This window comes from Phenylobacterium sp. (genome assembly GCF_004799515.1).
GTDB lineage: Bacteria > Pseudomonadota > Alphaproteobacteria > Caulobacterales > Caulobacteraceae > Phenylobacterium.
Window position 1 is genome coordinate 114238 of sequence record NZ_SSMX01000036.1, and the last position, 19197, is coordinate 133434.

19 protein-coding genes are annotated in these 19197 nt (G+C 70.3%); 11 read left to right on the forward strand and 8 right to left on the reverse strand.

The genetic code is table 11. The features are described from left to right. Positions 1-10 precede the first annotated feature (10 nt). From bamA to lpxB, 7 genes are read left to right on the forward strand one after another with little or no spacing between them, the layout of a single operon-like run. Positions 11-2464 carry an outer membrane protein assembly factor BamA gene (bamA, locus tag E8A49_RS15880; RefSeq protein WP_293383443.1) on the forward strand — a complete coding sequence of 818 codons (2454 nt, stop codon included), beginning with the start codon at positions 11-13 and terminating at the stop codon, positions 2462-2464. 7 nt (positions 2465-2471) lie between these two features. Next, positions 2472-3158 (forward strand): OmpH family outer membrane protein, encoded by a 687-nt coding sequence (locus E8A49_RS15885; protein ID WP_293383446.1) that lies wholly within the window; start codon positions 2472-2474, stop codon positions 3156-3158. 36 nt (positions 3159-3194) lie between these two features. Further along, positions 3195-4238, forward strand: coding sequence for a UDP-3-O-(3-hydroxymyristoyl)glucosamine N-acyltransferase (gene lpxD, locus E8A49_RS15890; RefSeq protein ID WP_293383449.1), 1044 nt, complete (start codon positions 3195-3197; stop codon positions 4236-4238). Next, on the forward strand, positions 4238-4714 hold the full coding sequence (fabZ, locus tag E8A49_RS15895; RefSeq protein ID WP_293383452.1) for a 3-hydroxyacyl-ACP dehydratase FabZ: 477 nt from the start codon (positions 4238-4240) through the stop codon (positions 4712-4714). The genes lpxD and fabZ overlap by 1 nt, the downstream gene beginning before the upstream one ends. After that, complete coding sequence (lpxA, locus tag E8A49_RS15900) at positions 4711-5508, forward strand: acyl-ACP--UDP-N-acetylglucosamine O-acyltransferase (RefSeq protein WP_293383455.1); 798 nt, start codon at positions 4711-4713, stop codon at positions 5506-5508. Before fabZ ends, lpxA begins: the two co-directional genes overlap by 4 nt. Next, positions 5508-6347: a UDP-2,3-diacylglucosamine diphosphatase LpxI gene (gene lpxI / locus E8A49_RS15905; protein WP_293383458.1), complete on the forward strand. Its 840-nt coding sequence runs from the start codon at positions 5508-5510 to the stop codon at positions 6345-6347. Before lpxA ends, lpxI begins: the two co-directional genes overlap by 1 nt. Beyond that, on the forward strand, positions 6344-7513 hold the full coding sequence (lpxB, locus tag E8A49_RS15910; RefSeq protein ID WP_293383461.1) for a lipid-A-disaccharide synthase: 1170 nt from the start codon (positions 6344-6346) through the stop codon (positions 7511-7513). The genes lpxI and lpxB overlap by 4 nt, the downstream gene beginning before the upstream one ends. A gap of 1 nt (position 7514) precedes the next feature. Here the strand turns inward: lpxB and E8A49_RS15915 are convergent, their stop codons facing one another. Next, positions 7515-9080: a carboxylesterase family protein gene (locus tag E8A49_RS15915; protein ID WP_293383464.1), complete on the reverse strand. Its 1566-nt coding sequence runs from the start codon at positions 9078-9080 to the stop codon at positions 7515-7517. Positions 9081-9230: 150 nt separating this feature from the next. On the opposite strand from E8A49_RS15915, the gene E8A49_RS15920 reads away from it, so the two are divergent. After that, complete coding sequence (locus tag E8A49_RS15920; protein ID WP_293383467.1) at positions 9231-10031, forward strand: LytTR family DNA-binding domain-containing protein; 801 nt, start codon at positions 9231-9233, stop codon at positions 10029-10031. Here the strand turns inward: E8A49_RS15920 and gltA are convergent. After that, positions 10028-11311 (reverse strand): citrate synthase, encoded by a 1284-nt coding sequence (gene gltA / locus E8A49_RS15925; protein WP_293383470.1) that lies wholly within the window; start codon positions 11309-11311, stop codon positions 10028-10030. The genes E8A49_RS15920 and gltA overlap by 4 nt on opposite strands. A 54-nt stretch (positions 11312-11365) precedes the next feature. Continuing rightward, positions 11366-12775, reverse strand: a complete 1410-nt coding sequence (gltX, locus tag E8A49_RS15930; protein ID WP_293383473.1) for a glutamate--tRNA ligase — start codon at positions 12773-12775, stop codon at positions 11366-11368. Between the two features lie 139 nt (positions 12776-12914). On the opposite strand from gltX, the gene E8A49_RS15935 reads away from it, so the two are divergent. Then, the gene (locus E8A49_RS15935) at positions 12915-14969 is read left to right on the forward strand and encodes a ComEC/Rec2 family competence protein (protein WP_293383477.1); all 2055 of its coding nucleotides are present in this window, start codon (positions 12915-12917) and stop codon (positions 14967-14969) included. After that, entirely contained in the window at positions 14966-15247 is a 282-nt protein-coding gene (locus tag E8A49_RS15940; RefSeq protein ID WP_293383480.1) for a hypothetical protein, read from the forward strand. Before E8A49_RS15935 ends, E8A49_RS15940 begins: the two co-directional genes overlap by 4 nt. A 47-nt stretch (positions 15248-15294) precedes the next feature. On the opposite strand, the gene E8A49_RS15945 is transcribed toward E8A49_RS15940, so the two are convergent. From E8A49_RS15945 to E8A49_RS15965, 5 genes are all read right to left on the reverse strand, one after another. Continuing rightward, positions 15295-15609, reverse strand: a complete 315-nt coding sequence (locus tag E8A49_RS15945; protein WP_293383483.1) for a hypothetical protein — start codon at positions 15607-15609, stop codon at positions 15295-15297. Positions 15610-15676: 67 nt separating this feature from the next. After that, the gene (gene lexA / locus E8A49_RS15950; protein ID WP_293383486.1) at positions 15677-16366 is read right to left on the reverse strand and encodes a transcriptional repressor LexA; all 690 of its coding nucleotides are present in this window, start codon (positions 16364-16366) and stop codon (positions 15677-15679) included. Between the two features lie 146 nt (positions 16367-16512). After that, positions 16513-17304 carry an indole-3-glycerol phosphate synthase TrpC gene (gene trpC / locus E8A49_RS15955; RefSeq protein ID WP_293383489.1) on the reverse strand — a complete coding sequence of 264 codons (792 nt, stop codon included), beginning with the start codon at positions 17302-17304 and terminating at the stop codon, positions 16513-16515. Next, the gene (trpD, locus tag E8A49_RS15960; RefSeq protein ID WP_293383492.1) at positions 17301-18314 is read right to left on the reverse strand and encodes an anthranilate phosphoribosyltransferase; all 1014 of its coding nucleotides are present in this window, start codon (positions 18312-18314) and stop codon (positions 17301-17303) included. Before trpD ends, trpC begins: the two co-directional genes overlap by 4 nt. Positions 18315-18323: 9 nt before the next feature. Further along, positions 18324-18914: an aminodeoxychorismate/anthranilate synthase component II gene (locus E8A49_RS15965; RefSeq protein ID WP_293383495.1), complete on the reverse strand. Its 591-nt coding sequence runs from the start codon at positions 18912-18914 to the stop codon at positions 18324-18326. 79 nt (positions 18915-18993) lie between these two features. On the opposite strand from E8A49_RS15965, the gene E8A49_RS15970 reads away from it, so the two are divergent. Further along, entirely contained in the window at positions 18994-19197 is a 204-nt protein-coding gene (locus tag E8A49_RS15970; protein ID WP_293383498.1) for a hypothetical protein, read from the forward strand.

The following is a 19197-nucleotide window of genomic DNA, read 5'->3' on the forward strand; positions in this document are numbered from 1 at the left end:
TGCCGGTCTTATGGCGACGACCGCACTGGCCACGCCAGGCCTGGCGTTTGCGCAAGCTCCGCCAGCGCCTGCGTCCGGCGCCCCTGCGCCCGCCGCACCGGCTCCTGGAGCGCCCGCGCCTGGGGCCGCGGCGCCCGCGCCGGCCCCCGGGCCGCGGCTGACGGCCAACACCCAGACCGGCGTGGTCCAGCGCTTCGTGGTGCGCGGCAACGAGCGCATCGAGCCGACCACGGTGATCTCCTACCTGCCGATGACGGTGGGCGAGACCATCGACCCGGCCAAGATCGACGCGGCGGAAAAGGCGCTGTTCCGCACGGACCTGTTCTCCGACGTGTCGATCGCCCTCGACACCAGCGGCGACCTGGTCGTCACCGTGGCGGAAAACCCGATCATCAACCGGGTGCTGTTCGAGGGGAACAGCTCGATCAAGGAAGACAAGCTGAAGGACGAGGTGCTGGTCCGTCCGCGCGGCATCTTCACCCGCGCCAAGGCCCAGGCCGACGTGGGCCGCATCGTCGAACTCTACCGCCGCGCCGGCCGCATCTCGGCCAATGTGACGCCGCAGATCGTCGAGCTTCCGCAAAAGCGCGTGGACCTGATCTTCAAGATCGATGAAGGTCCGAAGAGCGGCGTGCTGCGGGTCAACTTCCTGGGCAACCACGCCTTCACGGACGACGACCTGCGCAGCGTGGTCGTGACCGAGCAGAGCCACTGGTACAAGTTCTTCTCGTCGAACAGCAACTACGACCCGGATCGGTTGGAGTACGACAAGGAGCAACTGCGCAAATACTACCGAAACCGCGGCTTCTATGACTTCCGCGTGATCTCGGCGGTGGCGGAGCTGTCACCCGACAAGAACGGTTTCGTCCTCACCTATACGGTGGAGGAGGGGCCCGAGTACAAATTCGGCAAGATCAGCGTCGAAACGGACCTGAAGAAACTCGACAAGAACGTCCTCGAAGCCCTGGTGCCCGTGCACCGCGGCGACATCTATCAGGACGAGAAGATCGAGCAGGCCACCGACGCGCTGACCTTCGCGGCCGGCGCGGCCGGCTTCGCCTTCGTGGACGTGCGGCCGCGCTACACCGCCAACCGCGCCAAGGGCACGGTGGACGTCACCTTCGACGTGAAGGAAGGCCCGCGGGTCTACGTGGACCGCATCGACATCGTCGGCAACACGCGGACCCTGGACTACGTGATCCGCCGCGAGATGAACGTCTCAGAAGGCGACGCCTACAACCGCGTGCTGGTCGACCGTTCGAAGAACCAGATCCGGGCGCTGGGTTACTTCAAGGACGTCGACATCACCGAGATCCCCGGCTCGGCCCCGGACCGCACCGGCCTGCAGGTGAAGGTCACCGAGCAGCCCACCGGCGAGCTGTCGTTCAGCGCGGGCTATTCCTCCGTCGACCAACTGGTCGTCGACCTGGGCGTCACCGAGCGCAACTTCCGCGGCCGCGGCGAAGACCTGCGCGCGCGCATCTCCATCGGCTCGATCCGCCAGTCGATCGACCTCGGCTTCACCGAACCCCACTGGCTGGGCCGCAATCTCTCGGCCGGCGTCGATCTCTATCTCTACAAGTACGACCTGACGCAGTTCTCCGCCTACAAGCAGGCGACGATCGGCATGGGTTACCACATCAACTTCCCGCTCAGCCTGAACTCGATCGGCACCCTGCGCTACACCCTGAAGAACGACGACGTGCAGATCGACCCGTCGTTCTGCGACCCGTCGGTGCAGGTCATCTCGGTGGCGCTCTGCGACCAGCGCGGCTCGTTCCTGACGTCGTCGGTGGGCTACGGCTACCGCCTCGATCACCGCAACGATCCGCAGAACCCGACGCGCGGCTATTACGTCCAGCTCAACCAGGACATCGCCGGCCTGGGCGGCGACGTGCGCTACGTGAAGTCCGAAGGCGAGTTCGGCTGGTATCACGGCTTCAACAAGACCTACATCCTCAGCATCACCGGGTCGGCCGGCGACGTGGAAGGCTGGGGCGGCGACCACGTGCGGATCAACGACCGCTTCTACAAGGGCGGCAACAGCTTCCCGGGCTTCCAGGTCGCCGGCATCGGCCCGCGCGACCTGACCCTCGAGGCGGAGAACGGCGGCGTCGCGCAGAACAACGCCCTGGGCGGCAAGGCCTACGCCATCGCCTCGGCGGAACTGACCGTTCCGACCTTCCTGCCCGAACAGTACGGCATCAAGGCCGCGCTCTTCACCTACGTCGGCACCGCCGGCCTGCTCGACAACTTCGACAAGTCGACCACGGACCCCACGACGGGCCTGCCGGTCAAGAACCCGGAGATCCAGGACGGCCTCGGCCTGCGCGCATCCGCCGGCTTGAGCGTCCGCTGGAAGTCGCCCATGGGTCCGATCCAGTTCGACTTCAGCCAGATCCTGAAAAAAGAACCCTACGACCAAACCGAACTCTTCCGGTTCTCAACCGCAACACGTTTCTAGGACGAACATGACCGCCAAGACTTTCGCCGCCGGCCTCTGCGCCGCCGCCGTCGCCGTTTCGGGCTCCAGCGCCTTCGCCCAAGCCCCCGCGGCCGCGCCGGCCGCCCAGCCCGTGACCCACGGACCGCCGCTCACGGGCGTCTGCATCTTCTCCTTCGAGAACGCCATCGCCATGTCGAAGGTCGGTCAGTACGTCGACGGGCGCATGAAGCAGATCGTCAGCCAGACCAACGCCGAGCTGACGGGCGAGAAGACCACCATCGACACCGACGCCAAGGCGCTCGACGCGCGCCGGGCCACCCTCGACCAGGGCACGCTGGAACAGCAGGCCGCCCAGCTGCAGGTCCGCGCCAACGCCCTGCAGCGCAAGGCCCAGCTGCGCGACCGTGAGATCCAGGCTACCGAACAGAAGGCCGTCTCGCGCATCAGCCAGGAGATGGAGCCCTACATCCGCGCCGCCTATCAGCAGAAGACGTGCAGCATCCTCCTGCAGCGCAATTCGGTGATCATCGGCAACCCGGCCATGGACATCACCCAGGCGGTCGTCACCGGCATCGACGGCAAGATGACCCAGTTCGCCTTCGACCGCGAACGCCTCGACCAGCCGGGCGCCACGGCCCCGGGCGGCGCGCCGGCCATCGTCCAGACGCCCGGCGGCGCGACGCCGCGCCCGGCCGCCCCGACCAAGAAGTAAGGCCTAAGGGAAGACGCGGGTCGCCGCACCTCAACCATGCCCGATCCGCGCTTCTTCGAAGACCTCGGCCCCGTCACGCTTTCCGAACTCACGGCCCTGACGGGCGCCGAATTGGCCGATCCGACCACGGGCGCACGCCAGGTGCGGGCTGTCTCGATCCTCGACGGCGCCGGGCCTGAGACGATCACCTTCCTGAGCGACCGCAAGCGCCTGGACGACGCGCGGGTGACCGCCGCGGGCGCCTGCTTCGTCATTCCCGGCCATGTGGCCGCGCTGCCCGCGAATTGCGCGGCGCTGGTCGTGGCCGCGCCGCACTTCGCCTACTCCACCGCCGCCCATCGCCTGCACCGGCCCCGGGTGCTGGGCTCGGGCGACAAGCCGATCTCGCCCCTGGCGCAGATCGAGCCGGACGTGCGGCTGAGCCCCGGGGTGGTGGTGGGCGCCGGCGCGCAGATCGGGCGCGGCAGCTATATTGGGCCCAACAGCGTCATCGGCCCCGGCGTCGCCATCGGCCGCGATTGCCAGATCGAGGCCAGCGTCAGCATCGGCTTCGCCCTGCTGGGCGACCGGGTGCAGATCCTGTCGGGCGCCAGGATCGGCGACGCCGGTTTCGGCGCGACGCCTGGACCGCAGGGGCTGATCAGCGTCCCTCAGCTCGGGCGGGTCATCCTGCAGGACGGCGTTTGCGTCGGCGCCAACAGCTGTATCGACCGCGGCGCCTTCGACGACACCTCCATCGGCGAGAACACCAAGATCGATAACCTGGTGCAGATTGGACACAATTGCCGCATTGGGCGTAACTGCGTCATGGCCGCCATGACGGGGATCTCCGGCAGCGTCACCATCGGTGACGGCGCCCAACTCGGGGGCGCGGTGGGGATCGCGGACCACCTGACGATCGGCGCGGGGGCGCGGATCGGCGCCCGCGGGGGCGTGATTTCGGATATACCGGCCGGCGAGACCTGGGGGGGCTTCCCGGCTCGGCCGATCCGCCAGTGGCTGCGGCGGGAAGCCTGGGTGGCGCGCCAGTCCGGTGACCCGCGGGGGGCTGCGTCCGGCGGCGCGAAAGAGGAGGGGTGATGGCTCAGAAAGCGCCAGTGAATGTCGATCCCAGCGTGATCGACATCAGTGAGATCATGGCGCGGATCCCGCACCGGATTCCCTTCCTGCTGGTGGACCGCTGCGAAGACTACGTCGCCAGCCAGTCGATCGTCGGGATCAAGTGCGTCACGGTCAACGAGCCGTTCTTCGCCGGGCACTTCCCAGACTATCCGGTGATGCCCGGCGTGCTGATCGTCGAAGCCATGGCCCAGACCAGCGCGGTCCTGATGTCGAAGTCCCTGGAGGTCGACCCGAAGGGCAAGGCGATCTTCTTCATGTCCCTCGATAACTGCCGGTTCCGGGCGCCGGTGCGTCCAGGCATGGTCCTGCGCCTCGCCGTCGAGGTCACCCAGTCGCGCCGGGACATCTTCAAGTTCAAGGGCCGCGCCCTGGTGGACGACAAGGTCGCCGCCGAGGCGGAGTGGGCGGCCATGGTTGTGGACACCACCCGGTGAGCGTCGAGATCCATCCCACCGCCATCATCGCGCCGGGCGCCGAACTCGGCGACGAGGTGCGCATCGGCCCGTACTGCATCGTGGGCGAGCACGTCCGCATCGGCGCCCGCACCACGCTGGCGAGCCATGTGGTTGTCGAGGGGCATACCCGGATCGGCGAGGACTGCACGGTGCGCAACTTCGCCAATCTCGGCGGCCCGCCGCACCACACCGGCTACAACGGCGAACCCACCGAGCTGGTGATCGGCGACCGCAACAAGCTCTGGGAACACGTGACCATGCACATCGGCACGCCCCAGGCCGGCGGCGTGACCCGGGTCGGCGACGACGGCATGTACATGGCCACCAGCCACGTGGGTCACGACTGCCAGGTGGGCGACAACGTCATCCTGGCCCACTCGGCCACCCTGGGCGGCCATGTGCACATCGGCGACTTCGTGATGGTGAGCGGCCTGGCCGCCGTCCACCAGTATTGCCGTGTGGGCCGCTATTCCTTCATCGGCGGCCTGGCGGCGGTGACCAAGGACGTGATCCCCTACGGCTTGGTCTGGGGCAACCACGCCCACCTGGAAGGCCTGAACCTGGTGGGGCTGAAACGGCGCGACTTCAGCCGCGAGACCATCGGCGAGCTGCGCTCGGCATACCGTCTGCTGTTCGCCGAGGAAGGCACCTTCCAGGAACGGATCGACGACACCGCCGAGACCTTCGGCTCGTCCCCTCCGGTGATGGAGATCATCGACTTCATCCGCGCCGACGCCGGCCGGCCGCTGTGCCTGCCCGAACGCGAGGTGTGATGCACAAACTCGGGCTGATCGCGGGCGGCGGAAGCCTGCCGGTCGAGATCGCCGAGCACTGCGAACGCTCCGGCCGGCCGCTGTTCGTGGTCCGCCTGAAGGGGTTCGCCGGCGCGGGGCTGGAACCCTTCGCCGGCGCCGACGTGGGCCTGGCGGAGCTGGGTAAGTGCATCAAGGCCCTGAAGCGCGCCGGCTGCCGCTCGGTCTGCCTGGCCGGCCAGGTGGCCCGGCCCGACTTCGCCACCCTGATGCCGGACCTGCGCGGCCTCGCCATCCTGCCGGCGGCCATCGCCGCGGCGCGGAAGGGCGACGACGCCCTTCTGCGCATGCTGGTGGGCGAGTTCGAGAAGGAGGGCTTCCTGGTCGAGGGCGCGCACGAGGTGATGGACGACCTCAGCCTGGGCGAAGGCGCCTTGGGCCGGATCGAGCCCGGGCCCGAGGCCCAGACCGACATCGCCCAGGCGCTGGCGGCCGCCCGCGCCGTCGGGCGCCTGGACGCCGGCCAGGCCGCCGTGGTCTGCCGCGGCCTGGTGCTGGCGCTGGAGGCGGCCGAAGGCACCGACGCGCTGTTGGCCAGGGTGGCCGACCTGCCGCAGGCCCTGCGCGGCCAGCCCGGCGAACCCGCCGGCGTGCTGGCCAAGGCGCCCAAGCCGATCCAGGAGACCCGCGTCGACCTGCCGACCATCGGCCCGGCCACCGTCGAAGCGGTGGCGCGCGCCGGCCTGGCCGGGATCGTCGGCGAGGCCGGCCGCCTCCTGGTTCTGGAGCGCGAGCGGGTGATCGAACTCGCGAACGAGCTCGGCGTCTTCATCCTGGGCGTCGAGCCGCCGTCGCCGTGACCCGGCCGCTCACCGTCATGCTGGTGGCCGCCGAAGCCTCAGGCGACGACCGCGGGGCAGGGCTGGCGCGGGCGCTGAAGGCCCGGCTGGGCGAGGGCGTCCGCTTCGTGGGCGTTGGCGGCGAGCGCATGGCGGCCGAAGGCGTGCAAAGCCCCTTCGACATCGCCGAAATCTCCATCCTGGGCCTGTGGGAAGGCCTGATGGCCTATCCGCGCATCGTCCGCCGCGCCGACGAGACCGCCGCCATCGCCGCGCGCGAGAAGCCGGACGTGGCGGTCCTGATCGACTCCTGGGGCTTCACCCTGCGCGTGGCGCAGCGCCTGCGGCGGCTGGACCCCAAGCTGCCGCTGATCAAATACGTCGGCCCGCAGGTCTGGGCGAGCCGGCCGGGGCGGGCCAAGACCCTGGCCGGCGCGGTCGACCACCTGCTCTCCATCCACGCTTTCGACGCGCCCTGGTTCGAGGCGGAGGGCCTGCCGGTGACGTTCGTCGGCAATTCGGCGCTCACACTCGACTTCTCCGGTGCAAGCCCGGAGCGGTTGCGGGCGGAGATCGGGGCCGCGCCCGGCGATCCGATCCTGCTGGTGCTGCCCGGCAGCCGTCGCGGCGAGATCGAGCACGTCCTGCCGGCCTTCGAGGACGCCGTGCGCCGGCTGAAGGCCGACCGGTCGGAGCTCCAGGTGGTGATCGTCGCCGCGCCGACGGTGGCCGAGACCCTCAAGGCCCGCGTCGCCGGCTGGTCGCACCGGGCGCACCTGGTCGAGGGTGAGGCGGGCAAGCTCGACGCCATGAAGGCGGCCACGGTGGCGCTCGCCTGTTCGGGCACGGTGACGACAGAGCTGGCGCTGGCCGGCGCGCCTATGGTGGTGGGCTACCGTCTGGCCCCCATCGGCGCCTTCGTCCTGCGCCGGTTGCTCCGTACACGGTACATCACCCTGTTCAACATCGCCGCCCAGGATTTCGTCGCCCCGGAACTCATCCAGGAGGCCTGCACGGGGGAGAACCTCGCGCGGGAGGCGGCGCTGCGGCTCGACGATCCGGAATTGCGCGCACGCCAGGTCGCCGCCCAGTACGCCGCCCTCGACAAGATGGGCCGCGGCGGTCCGGATCCGTCCGAAGCCGCCGCCGACGCCGTGCTGAAGATCGTGAGCGCGGGGCGGGCCTAGCTCAGGGCGCTTTGGTCTCGCCGAAGGGCGCGCCGCGCAGGGCCGTGTAGGTCGCATCGAACACGGTCAGGGTCTTAAGCTCCGGCGGCGGTCCGGCGGCGATCGGATCGCCGAGGCGCAGCACCGGTCCCGCCACGCCTTGCAACCTCGGCCAGGCCGGCAGGCCCGAGCCGTTGGGGTCGCCGGCGCGGGCGAAATTCACCCAGTAGCTCGTCATGGCGTCGGCGAGACGGCGGTCGGCGGGCGTCCAGGCCCAGGTCTCCTGGTCCAGGTGGTCGAAGACGTACCAGAGCTCGGCATAGTGCGAGGCGCCCCAGCCGGCGCGCACCGATCCGGCCGGGAAGGGCGGCTTCTGCTCGAAGCGGTAGGCGTAGGCGGGCTGCCCCGCCTTGGCCGCCAGCCGCGCCCAGGCCCAGTTGTCCCAGGCGAAGCGCAGGTCGCGCTCGAAATCGACGCGGGCCTGGCGGGCCTGGGCGTCGTCGGCGTGCGGATAGGCCTCGATCAGCGGCGGCGGCAGCGGTCCGAAGGCGCTCGTGATGTCGGCGGCGAAGGTGGCCGCCTTCACCGTGCTGAGATCGGTGAGCGACCGCGGCTCCTCCGCGTTCCAGCCGGTCAGCACCGGGACGTGCGCCTGGCGGCCGGCGGCGAAGGCGTCGTAGGGCGACAACGGCAGGGCGTAGCTCTGGATCACCGGATGCGACACGCGGGTCGCCCCATGCCCCAACAGCGCCTCGGCCGGCAACTTGCGCAGGTCAGCCAGCGACGTCGCGCCGCGCGATTTCGCGAAGGCGACGCCGTCGGTCTCCGCCGTCGCCAGCTGATAGCTGGGCGCGAGTTGCACGGGCTCGAACAGGCCGCCGCTTTCGCCGATGGCCCGCTGGAACAGGCCTTGGGACAGCGGCGAAGCCATCAGCATGCTCACCGACATGGCCCCCGCCGACTGGCCGAAGATCGTCACCTTGCGCGGATCGCCGCCGAAGGCCGCGATGTTCCGCCGCACCCAACTGAGGGCCCCGATCTGGTCGAGCAGGCCGTAGTCGCCGGAGACCTTGTGCGGGCTCTCGGCGGTGAGTTCGGGATGGGCCAGGAAACCCAGCACGCCCAGGCGATAGGCCAGCGTCACCACCACCACGCCCCGCCGCGCCAGCCGGTCGCCCCAGTAGAGCGGCAAGGAGGTCGCGCCGTTCTCGTAGCCGCCGCCGGGGATGAACACCATGACCGGGAGCCGGCCGGGCCCGGCGTGGGCCTTCGGGGTCCAGACGTTCAGGTAGAGGCAGTCCTCTTCCGTCCGGGGCGGCGGCTCGCCGGGCATGGAGACGCCGTGTTGTGGGCAGGCGGGCGCGAAGGCCGTCGCGGGCCGAACGCCGCGCCAGGCCGTCACGGGCTGGGGCTCGCGCCAGCGCAGCGGCCCGACCGGCGGGGCGGCGTAGGGCACGCCCTCGTAGGCGGTCACGCCGCCGCCGGCGTCCAGGCCGCGCAAGGTCCCGGTGTCGACCCGCGCGGTCGCCGCCGAGGCCAAAGCCGGCAGGGCGGTCAGCACCGCCGCCAGCAGGAACGCGGATGTCATTGTCGGTCTTGTCTTCCGTTGCATCGCACCAAGTTGGCGATCCGTGGACCGCGCCGGAAGCCGTGGACCTGCCGGTTCGTCCCCGGGCGGGAACGGGCCGTCACAAATCGGCCGATGGACGGTTCGGAGCCGCTCCCGCACACTGGCGCCATGCGCCAGACCGCCGTCTTCGATCTTCGCCAGCTCACCCGGGACCTGTCCTTCGGCTTTCTCTATTGGCTCGGGCTTGTCCTCATCCTGGAGCCCGGCAACCTGATGCGTTGGGTCCCGCCGGACGGCGCGGCCTGGAGCCATGAGATCCTGCGGTTGCTGGGCGCGGGCCTCTTGGGCGCGGCCGCCACGCCGGCGATCCTGGCGCTGACCCGCCGCCTGCCCATCGAGGGCCCGTCCGTGGCGCGGCGCGGGCTTGTCCATCTGGGATTCGGTGCGGCCACGACCCTGGCCTTGATCGTGGCGTCCTGCCTTTTGGGACGGCTGCTGCCGCACGCCGGTCATCGTCCGATGGGCCGGGAAATCGTCGAGGAGCTGACCGCCAACGGCCCCCTGGTGGCCGCCTGGATCGGCGGGCTGACGGCGCTGGCTCATGCCGCCCGCCATCGGCGCCGGGAGGCGGCGGCGACCGACCTGGCCGTCCGACAGCGCGGGCGGTTCACGCGGCTCGACCTGTCCCAGGTGGCCTGGATCGAGACCCAGGGGAACTATCTGGCCCTGCACGCCGCGACGGGCGTCAGCTTGCTGCGCCGGACCGCCAAGAGCCTGGAGCCCGAGCTCGACCCGAGCCGGTTCGTCCGCGTCCACCGCCGCGCCATCGTCGCCCTGGAGGCGGTGCAGTCGGTGACGCCGCTCGCCGCCGGCGACGCCGTCCTATGCTTGAAGACGGGCGAAACCCTGCGCGTCAGCCGAAGCTGCCGCGCGCGGTTGCACCAGGCCTTGGGACTCGGCGGCGTTTAGGGGCGCTTGTCGACCGGGACGTAGGGACGCTCGAGGGCGCCGGTGTAGAGCTGGCGCGGGCGGCCGATCTTGTAGGCCGGATCCTCGATCATCTCTTTCCACTGGCTGATCCAGCCGACGGTGCGGGCCACCGCGAACAGCACGGTGAACATCTCCGCCGGGAAGCCCAGGGCGCGCAGGGTGATACCCGAATAGAAGTCGACGTTCGGGTAGAGCTTGCGCTCGATGAAGTACTCGTCCGAGAGCGCGATGCGTTCCAGCTCGAGCGCGACCTTCAGAAGCGGGTCGTTCTCGTCGCCGACCTCCTTCAGGACCTCGTGGCAGGTCTTCTGCATCACGGTCGCGCGGGGGTCGTAGTTCTTGTAGACGCGGTGGCCAAAGCCCATCAGCCGGTAGCGGCGGTCCTTCACGCCCTGGATGTATTCGGGGATCTTATCGACCGTCCCGATCTCCTTGAGCATGTTGAGCGCCTCCTCGTTGGCCCCGCCATGCGCGGGACCCCAGAGGCAGGCGATGCCGGCGGCGATGCAGGCGAACGGGTTGGCGCCCGACGAGCCCGCCAGGCGGACCGTCGAGGTCGACGCGTTCTGCTCGTGGTCGGCGTGCAGGATGAAGATGCGGTCCATGGCCCGCGTCAGCACCGGGTTCGGCTTCCAGTCCTCGGCCGGGACCGAGAAGCACATGCGTAGGAAGTTCTCCGCGTAGGAGAGGTCGTTGCGCGGGTGCACGAAGGGCTGGCCGGTGAAGTACTTGAAGGCGCGCGCGGCGATCGTCGGCATCTTGGCGATCAGGCGATGCGCCGAGATCATCCGCTGCTCTGGATCGTTGATGTCGGTGCTGTCGTGGTAGAAGGCCGAAAGCGCGCCGACCGCGCCGGTCATGATCGCCATCGGGTGAGCATCCCGACGGAAGCCCTGGAAGAACCTATCGAACTGCTCATGCAGCATGGTGTGATAGGTGATCGTGTGCTCGAACTCTTCGTACTGGGCCGCGTTCGGCAGCTCGCCGTGCAGCAGCAGGTAGCAGACGTCCAGGAAGGTCGACTGCTCGGCCAGCTCGCCGATCTTGTAACCGCGGTGCAGCAGGATTCCGGCGTCGCCGTCGATGTAGGTGATCTTGCTTTCGCAGCTGGCCGTGGAGGTGAAGCCGGGGTCGTAGGTGAAGGTGTCGCTCTCCGCATAGTACTTGCGGATGTCGACCACGTCGGGGCCGGTGGTGCCCTTCAGGATGGGCAGATCGATGGTCTTGCCGCCGATGCTGATCTTCGCCGTGTCGGCCATGCCGCCCCTCCAAGATGTGGGAATGAAACGCCTGTTTCGACGGCTTATAGCGCGTTAGCCGCCAAGCGAAAGCGCCTCGTCAAGCCGCGCCAGGCTTTCGTCTTTCCCGAGTGAAACAAGGGCGCCGGCGAGGTCCGGCGCGGGCGCTCCGCCCGAGAGCGCGGCGCGCAATCCGGGGCCGATCTTCCCCAGTCCCACACCCTCGCGTTCGGCGAACGCGCGGTTGACGCCCTCCAGGGTCGGGACGTTCCAGGCGGGCGCCGCGGCCAGGTCTTCACGCAGGCGCCGGAGGCGGTCCAGGAACTCGGGATTCGACGCCAGCTCGCGCGCCTTGTCCGTGAACGGCAGCGGCCGGCGGTGCAGGGCGAAGACCGTGGCGTCGGCCAGTTCCAGCGTTGTCTTGGCCCCGTCGCGCACGAAGGGGATCACCTGGGTCAGGACCGCCAGGTGGTCATCGTGCAGAGGAAAATCGCGGCTCCTGTGGATCGCCGTCACGAGGCCGGCCAGCCGCGCCGGATCGGCCTCGCGGATATAGTGGTTGTTGAGGTGGTTCAGCTTCGCCCAGTCCAGGCGGGCGGGCGCCCCCACCACATCCTTGATGTCGAACCAGCCCACCGCCTGCTCGTCGGAGAAGATCTCGTCGTCGCCGTGGCCCCAACCCAGCTTGGCCAGGTAGTTGCGCATGGCCTCGGGCAGGTAGCCCATGTCGGCGAACTCGCTGACGGCCTGGGCGCCGTGGCGCTTGGAGAGCTTGGTCCCGTCCGGCCCGTGGATCAGCGGCAGGTGCGCCCAGATCGGCGGCGTCCAGCCCAGGCCTTCATAGATCAGGGTCTGACGCGCGGCGTTGTTCAGATGGTCGTCGCCGCGGATGACGTGGGTCACGCCCATCTCGTGATCGTCTGCGACCACGGCCAGGTTGTAGGTCGGGGTGCCGTCGGTGCGCAGCAGGATCAGGTCGTCGAGGTCCTTGTTGTGGAAGACCACGCGGCCCTTCACCTGGTCGTCGATCACCGTCTCACCCAGGACGGGCGCCTTCAGGCGCACCACGAAGGGGCGGTCCGGGGCGTCGTTGGGCGAGGCGTTGCGCCAGGGCGAGCGGACCACCCGGCCCTCCGCGCGGGCGGCGGTGCGTTCGGCCTCCAGCTCGTCGGGGGTCATGTAGTCGCGATAGGCTGAGCCGCGCGACAGCATCTCCTCGACCGCCCGGGCGTGGCGGTCGGCGCGCGCGGCCTGGAACACCGGCGTCTCGTCGGCTTCCAGCCCCAGCCAGGCCAGGCCGTCGAAAATCACCTGCACCGCCTCGGCCGTGGAGCGCTCACGGTCGGTGTCTTCGATGCGCAGCAGGAACTTGCCGCCGGTGTGGCGTGCGTAAAGCCAGTTGAACAGCGCCGTGCGCGCCGTACCAATGTGCATGGCGCCGGTCGGCGAGGGGGCGATCCGGGTGACGACGGGTTTGTCGGACATCGAAGTTGAAGAACCTGGGGAAGCTGCGGCGTCGGACGCCTGGGCGGCGCCTCTTAGCACGCGTGCTAAGAAGCGGCCTAGCCTCGCGCGCCTCTGGCCCTGGCTGCGCGAGGAGCTGGAACGTCAGACCGACCGCTGGATGCTGTGGACGCCGGTGGCCTTCGGCGGCGGCGCGGGGATCTACTTCTCCCTCGACCGGGAGCCGCAGACCTGGGTGGGGATCGCGGGCGTGGCGCTCGCCGCCCTGGTGCTGCTGAGCGTGAGCCGCTGTAGCCGCAGCCGGGTGGTCACCGCAGCCTTGGTGCTGATCGCCTGCCTGGCCGCCGGCTTCTCCATGGCCAAGCTCCGCACCGAGGGCGCCAAGGCGCCGGTGGCCAGCGTCGACACCAAGCCGCAGCGGCTGCAGGGCTGGGTGATCGATATCGTCAGCCCGGGGCAGGGCGGGCCGCGCCTTCTGATCGCGCCATACCGCATCGGGAACTGGACGCCGCAGGCCACGCCGATCCGGGTGCGCGTCACCCTGCGCGGCGGCTACCTGCCCGCGCCGGGCGAGCCGATCAGCGTGCTGGCGGTGATCAACACCCCGCCGCAGCCGGCCAGCCCCGGGTCCTACGACTTCGCCCGCGACGCCTATTTCCAGAGCGTCGGCGGCGTGGGCTTCGCGCTGGGGCCCGTGCAGTCTTGGTATCCGCCGGTAGAGGCGCCCTGGCGGCTGCGCGTCACCATGAAGATCAACACCCTGCGCTGGGCGCTGACCCGACGGATCGTCGACACCCTGGGCGTCGGCAGTGGCGGGTTGGCGGCGGCCATGACCACGGGCCACGACGCCTTCATCCCCAAGGACGAGGTCAACGACCTGCGCGCCGCCGGCCTGGCGCACATCATCTCGATCAGCGGCCTGCACATGGCCATCGTGGGCGGCTTCGTCTTCGCCTGCCTGCGGTTCGCCATCGCCGCCTGGCCCTGGCTGGCGCTCAGGGTTCCCGGCAAGAAGCTGGCGGCGGGCTTGGCGCTCGCCTCGGTGCTGGCCTACCTGATCCTCTCCGGCAATCCGCCGCCAGCCGAGCGGTCGGCCGTGACGGCGGCCGTGGCGTTCGGAGCCATTCTGGTGGACCGGCAGGCGATAAGCCTGCACGCGCTGGCGCTGGCGGCCATGGTCGTCCTCCTGCTGCAGCCGGAGGCGGTGACCCAGCCCGGATTCCAGATGTCCTTCGCCGCCACCGCCGCCCTGGTGGCCCTGGCCGAGGTGTGGCGCGCGCCGGTGCGCGAGATCGACGTCCCCTGGCCGATCCGCATCGTGCAGGGTTTCTGGACCTGGCTTGTCGCCGGGGCCATGGCGAGCTTCGTGGCGGGCACGGCGACGGCGCCCTTCAGCATGCAGGACTTCAACCGGGTCTCGACCTGGGGCCTGCTGTCGAACCTCGCCACCGAGCCGATCTCGGGCTTCCTGATGATGCCGGGCCTGGCGGTCGGCGCGGTGCTGGCGCCCTTCGGCCTCGGCGAATGGCCGCTGAAGCTGGCGGGCTTCGCCATCGACCTGATGAACCGCATCGCCCACGTGGCGGCTATCGCGCCGTTCTCGCAGATCAATGTGGCGAGCGGCCCGGACTGGTCGCTGGCGGCGGCCTTTCTGGGCCTCTTATGGCTGTGCCTGTGGCGCGGCAAGCTGCGCTGGCTGGGCCTGCCCTTGGCGTTGGCGGTGAACATCGCGCCCAAGCCGCCGGTCCCGGACGTCTGGGCGGACGGCGCGGGCTCGGCGGTGGCCATTCACCACGGCCGTGACGCCATCCTGTTCCGGCCGGATGTGAAGCTGTTCGGCGCCGAGCTCTGGGCGCGGCGGCGCGGCCTCGTCCCGCAGGAGACCGAGGCGTCGCGGGACGCCCTCTACGACTGCGACCACTGGAGCTGTTCGCCGAAGCCGGACGCGCCGCTGAAGATCGCCTCGGCCTGGAACGGCAAGCGCCCCCTCAAGCCCGAGCGGTTCGCCCAGCTTTGCGCCGGCGCCGAACTGGTTATCCTGCGCAACGAGGCGCCGCAGGACGCCTGTCCCGCGCCCCTGGTGCTGACCGGCGCGGACTTCGCCCGGGGCGGCTCTGCGGAGCTGTTCCGCGACGGGCCCGGCAAGTGGCGGATCGTCTGGGCGCAGACCGTGCGCGGCCGTCGGCCGTGGACCTGGGGGCCCGATCTCCGATGATGTTCGCCCAGCGCCTGCGCGAGCCGGTCCGCAGCGGCGAGGTCACCTGCAGCGTGCGCATCTGGCAGAAGCCGCGCGTGAAGGCCGGCGGGCGCTATCCGCTGGCGCCGGGCGAGATCGAGGTCACGGCCTTGCGGGAAATCGCCTTGGAGGACATCACCCCGGCGCTGGCGCGGCGTTCGGGGTTCCTGGGCGTGGTGGATCTTCTGAAGGTCGCCAAGCACGGCCCCGGCGACCGGGTCTTCCTGGTGGAGTTCGTCTACCACGCGCCCGACTAGGCGCGGTGACGGAGCCCCGGCGAGGCCAGGGCTCCGATGTTCCCGGCCTACTTCTTGGCGGCCGCCGCGTCCTTTGAGGCGGCGTCGGCCGCGCCCTTGGCTTCGGCGCCGGCCTTCTGGGCGGAGTCGCCCGCCGACTTGGCGGCGGCGGCGGCGTCCGCGGCGGGGGCTGCGGCGTCGGCGGGGGTCGGCGCGGCCGCGGCGGCGGAGGCGTCGGTCTTGGCGGTATCGGCGGCCGAGGCCGCCGCGGCGGCGTCGGCCTTGGCCGCGCCCGCATCGACCGCGGCCTTGTCGGCCGGCTTGTTGCAGGCGCAGAGCGCCAAGCTCACGGCGGCGAGCGCCGCCAGGTTGGTGACACGCATTGGATAGTCTCTCCCTATCAACGCCGGTCTGGACGGCGTCGGGCGGGAATTTGCACCCGTTCGAGGCCTAGTGGTAGCGGCGGATCAGCCCCACCAGCTTGCCCTGCACATCGACCTGGTCGGGCCCGAAGATGCGGGTCTCATAGGCCGGGTTGGCGGCTTCCAGCGCGATGGAGGCGCCCTTCTTGCGCAGGCGCTTCAGGGTGGCTTCCTCGCCCATCACCAGGGCGACCACGATGTCGCCGGAGGTCGCGGTGTCGCCGCGCTTGATGACCACGAAGTCCCCGTCGAGGATGCCGGCGTTGATCATGGAGTCGCCCTGGATCTCCAGGACGAAGTGCTCGCCTGCGCCCAGCATGCTCTCCGGCACCGGGATGCGGTCGCGCTCCTGCTGGATGGCCTCGATCGGCGTGCCGGCGGCGATGCGGCCCAGGATCGGCAGGTCGCGGGTGTCATTGGCCGCGGGCGGCATCGCCGGGCCGCCGTCCACCAGCTGGGGCTTGAAGGGCGCCCGGCCCTTGGGCGGAGCGGCCATGGTCGCCTGCTGCGGCAGCTTCACCACCTCCAGCGCCCGCGCCCGGTGCGGCAGGCGGCGCAGGAAGCCGCGTTCTTCCAGGGCGGTGATCAGCCGGTGGATGCCGGACTTCGAGGCCAGGTCCAGGGCCTCCTTCATTTCGTCGAAGGAGGGCGACACGCCGGTCTCCTTGATCCGTTCATGGATGAACATGAGCAGTTCATGTTGCTTGCGCGTGAGCATCGGAACGACCTCGACTTTGGGCGTCTGGAGAACAAACCGCCAACTTGCAGAATGTTCTCTAGGTGTTCCGCATTAATGTCAAGTTACGTCCAGCGTCACTGTAATTTCATAGGAATCGCCGGCGTGGGCCTGTCGCCCGAGGGGAATCAGCCGCCCAGCAGAGCGCGGGTCGCCGCCTCGACATCCGTCTGCCGCATCAGGCTTTCGCCGACCAGCATGGCCTGCGCGCCGGACTGTTCCAGCCGCGCGGCGTCGCCTGGCCCGAAGATGCCGCTCTCGGTGACCAGAAGGGCGCCCGGCGGCGCGGCGGCGGCCAGGCGTTCGGTGATCGAAAGATCGACCTCGAAGGTGTGCAGGTCGCGGTTGTTGACCCCGATCAGGTCGGCGCCGAGGCGCGCCGCGCGGACCATCTCGGCTTCGTCGTGGGTCTCCACCAGCACGTCCATCCCGTGGGCGCGCGCGGTCTCCATCAGATCGGAGGCGAGGGTGTCGTCGACCATCGCCAGGATCACCAGCACCGCGTCGGCGCCCAGGGCGCGGCTCTCCGCCACCTGCCAGGGATCGACGAGGAACTCCTTGCGGATGCAGGGCAGGGCGCTCGCCTCGCGGGCGGCGACCAGGTACTCGTCCGCGCCCTGGAAGCTGGGGGTGTCGGTGAGCACCGACAGGCAGGCCGCCCCGCCGGCCTCATAGGCGCGGGCGAGCGCGGGCGGGTCGAAGTCGGCGCGGATCAGGCCCCTCGACGGCGAGGCCTTCTTGATCTCGGCGATCAGCGCCAGGCGGCCCGGCGCATGCGCCCGCTCCAGGGCGGCGCGGAAGCCGCGCGGCTGGGAAACCGCCCGCGCCGCGGCCTCGATCTCGGCCCGGTCGCGGAAGGCCTTGCGCTCGGCCACCTCCTCGCGCTTGTAGGCCGCGATCCGCTCGAGGATGTCGCTCATGCGCCGGCCAGGCTCGCCAGCTTTTCGAGCGTGGCTCGGGCGCGGCCGTCGTCGATCACCTGGCCCGCCAGTTCGACGCCCTCGCGCAGGGTCTCGACCTTCTCGCCCACCAGGAAGGCGGCGGCGGCGTTCAGCAGCACGATGTCGCGGTAAGGGCCCTTTTCGCCGTCCAGCAGGCCGCGCAAGGCCACGGCGTTCTGAGCGGGCGAGCCGCCGGTGAGGTCGGCCAGCGCCACGCGCCTCAGGCCCACCGCTTCCGGCGTCACCACGAACAGCCGCACCTGGCCGTCGCGCAGCTCCGCCACGGCGGTCTCGCCGGTGGTGGTCATCTCGTCCAGGCCGCCGCCGTGGACCACCCAGGCGCGCTGCGAGCCCAGGGCCTTCAGCGCCTCGGCCACCGGCGCCACCCAGCGCTCGGCGAAGACGCCGACCACCTGGCGCTGGGCCCCTGCCGGATTGGTCAACGGCCCCAGCAGGTTGAAGATGGTGCGGAAGCCCAGCTCGGCGCGGATCGGCGAGACGTGGCGCATGGCGCCGTGATGGGCCGGGGCGAACATGAAGCAGATGCCGGCGGTTTCCAGCGCCTCGATCTGGCGGTCGGCGGGCATAGCGATGTCGACGCCCAGCTCGGAGAGCACGTCGGCGGTGCCGGACTTCGACGACAGCGCCCGGTTGCCGTGCTTGGCCACCTTCAGCCCGCCGCCCGCCGCCACGAAGCCGACGGCGGTGGAGACGTTGAGGCTGTGCTGGCCGTCGCCGCCGGTGCCGCAGACGTCGATGGTCGGGAACGGCGGCTCGATATGGACGGCGGCCTTCCGCATGGCCCGGGCGCAGGCGACGATCTCGCCCAGGGTCTCGCCGCGCATGCGCATGGCGGTCAGCGCCGCGCCCACCTGGCTGGGCGAGGGCTCGCCGCGCAGGCAGGCGTCGAAGAAGTCGCCGGCGTTGTCCTCGGACAGCGTGCCGCCGTCGGCGAGCAGGCTGAGAAGCGGCTTGAAGGCGTCGGACATCGGGTCGGATCAGGCCTGCGCCAGGCGCTTCACGCCGGCCAGATCGAGGAAGTTGGCCAGGAGGTCGTGGCCGCATTCTGTGGCGATCGATTCCGGGTGGAACTGAACGCCGTGGATCGGCCGCGTGCGGTGCTGGACGCCCATGATCTCGCCGTCCTCGGTCCAGGCTGTGACCTCCAGCTCGGGCGGCAGCTGGTCCTTCTCCACCGACAGGCTGTGGTAGCGGGTGGCGTTGAAGGGGCTCTTCAGGCCGGCGAACACGCCCTTGCCGTCGTGGTGGATGGCGCTGACCTTGCCGTGCATCAGGGCCTTGGCGTGCACCACCTCGCCGCCGAAGGCCTGGCCGATGGCCTGGTGGCCCAGGCAGACGCCGAAGATCGGCAGGTCGTCCGGCGCGGCGGCCAGGAGCGCCAGGCAGACGCCGGCCTCGTTGGGGGTCCTCGGCCCCGGCGAGAGCAGGACGCCCTGCGGCTTCATCCCCAGGGCCTCGGCGGCCGAGACGGCGTCGTTGCGCACGACATGGGTCTGCGCCCCCAGCTCGTTCAGGTAATGGACGAGGTTGTAGGTGAAGCTGTCGTAGTTATCGATCACCAGGATCATGGCGCCTATCTAGGCCGTGGCTGACGCTGCGCCAAGCACGCCGATTGGCGAGCGGGCCGACTCCGCCGATCTTGTCTTCATGGCGAAGCTCCCGTCCGCCCTCGACCCCGACGCCCTGGCCACGGCCCGGGGCCTTCTGATGCGCCGTGAGCGGCCACAGAAGCTATGGCCGGTGCTGGGCGCGGCCGGCATGCTGGCGGTGTCGGCCCTGCTGTTCGCCGCGGCCATGGTGACGGCGCCGCCGCTCACCAGCGAACACGTGATCGCGCGGAGCATGGAGTAG

Bases quoted from the DNA above. Each gene is read 5' to 3' on its own strand.
- gltA (WP_293383470.1), bottom strand. From the start codon at position 11,311: ATGGCCGACACGGCGAAGATCAGCATCGGCGGCAAGACCATCGATCTG.
- E8A49_RS15935 (WP_293383477.1), top strand. From the start codon at position 12,915: ATGCTGTGGACGCCGGTGGCCTTCGGCGGCGGCGCGGGGATCTACTTC.
- E8A49_RS15915 (WP_293383464.1), bottom strand. From the start codon at position 9,080: ATGACATCCGCGTTCCTGCTGGCGGCGGTGCTGACCGCCCTGCCGGCT.
- trpD (WP_293383492.1), bottom strand. From the start codon at position 18,314: ATGTCCGACGCCTTCAAGCCGCTTCTCAGCCTGCTCGCCGACGGCGGC.
- fabZ (WP_293383452.1), top strand. From the start codon at position 4,238: ATGGCTCAGAAAGCGCCAGTGAATGTCGATCCCAGCGTGATCGACATC.
- E8A49_RS15920 (WP_293383467.1), top strand. From the start codon at position 9,231: ATGCGCCAGACCGCCGTCTTCGATCTTCGCCAGCTCACCCGGGACCTG.
- E8A49_RS15940 (WP_293383480.1), top strand. From the start codon at position 14,966: ATGATGTTCGCCCAGCGCCTGCGCGAGCCGGTCCGCAGCGGCGAGGTC.
- E8A49_RS15885 (WP_293383446.1), top strand. From the start codon at position 2,472: ATGACCGCCAAGACTTTCGCCGCCGGCCTCTGCGCCGCCGCCGTCGCC.
- lexA (WP_293383486.1), bottom strand. From the start codon at position 16,366: ATGCTCACGCGCAAGCAACATGAACTGCTCATGTTCATCCATGAACGG.
- E8A49_RS15970 (WP_293383498.1), top strand. From the start codon at position 18,994: ATGGCGAAGCTCCCGTCCGCCCTCGACCCCGACGCCCTGGCCACGGCC.
- lpxD (WP_293383449.1), top strand. From the start codon at position 3,195: ATGCCCGATCCGCGCTTCTTCGAAGACCTCGGCCCCGTCACGCTTTCC.
- E8A49_RS15965 (WP_293383495.1), bottom strand. From the start codon at position 18,914: ATGATCCTGGTGATCGATAACTACGACAGCTTCACCTACAACCTCGTC.
- E8A49_RS15945 (WP_293383483.1), bottom strand. From the start codon at position 15,609: ATGCGTGTCACCAACCTGGCGGCGCTCGCCGCCGTGAGCTTGGCGCTC.
- bamA (WP_293383443.1), top strand. From the start codon at position 11: ATGGCGACGACCGCACTGGCCACGCCAGGCCTGGCGTTTGCGCAAGCT.
- gltX (WP_293383473.1), bottom strand. From the start codon at position 12,775: ATGTCCGACAAACCCGTCGTCACCCGGATCGCCCCCTCGCCGACCGGC.
- lpxI (WP_293383458.1), top strand. From the start codon at position 5,508: ATGCACAAACTCGGGCTGATCGCGGGCGGCGGAAGCCTGCCGGTCGAG.
- trpC (WP_293383489.1), bottom strand. From the start codon at position 17,304: ATGAGCGACATCCTCGAGCGGATCGCGGCCTACAAGCGCGAGGAGGTG.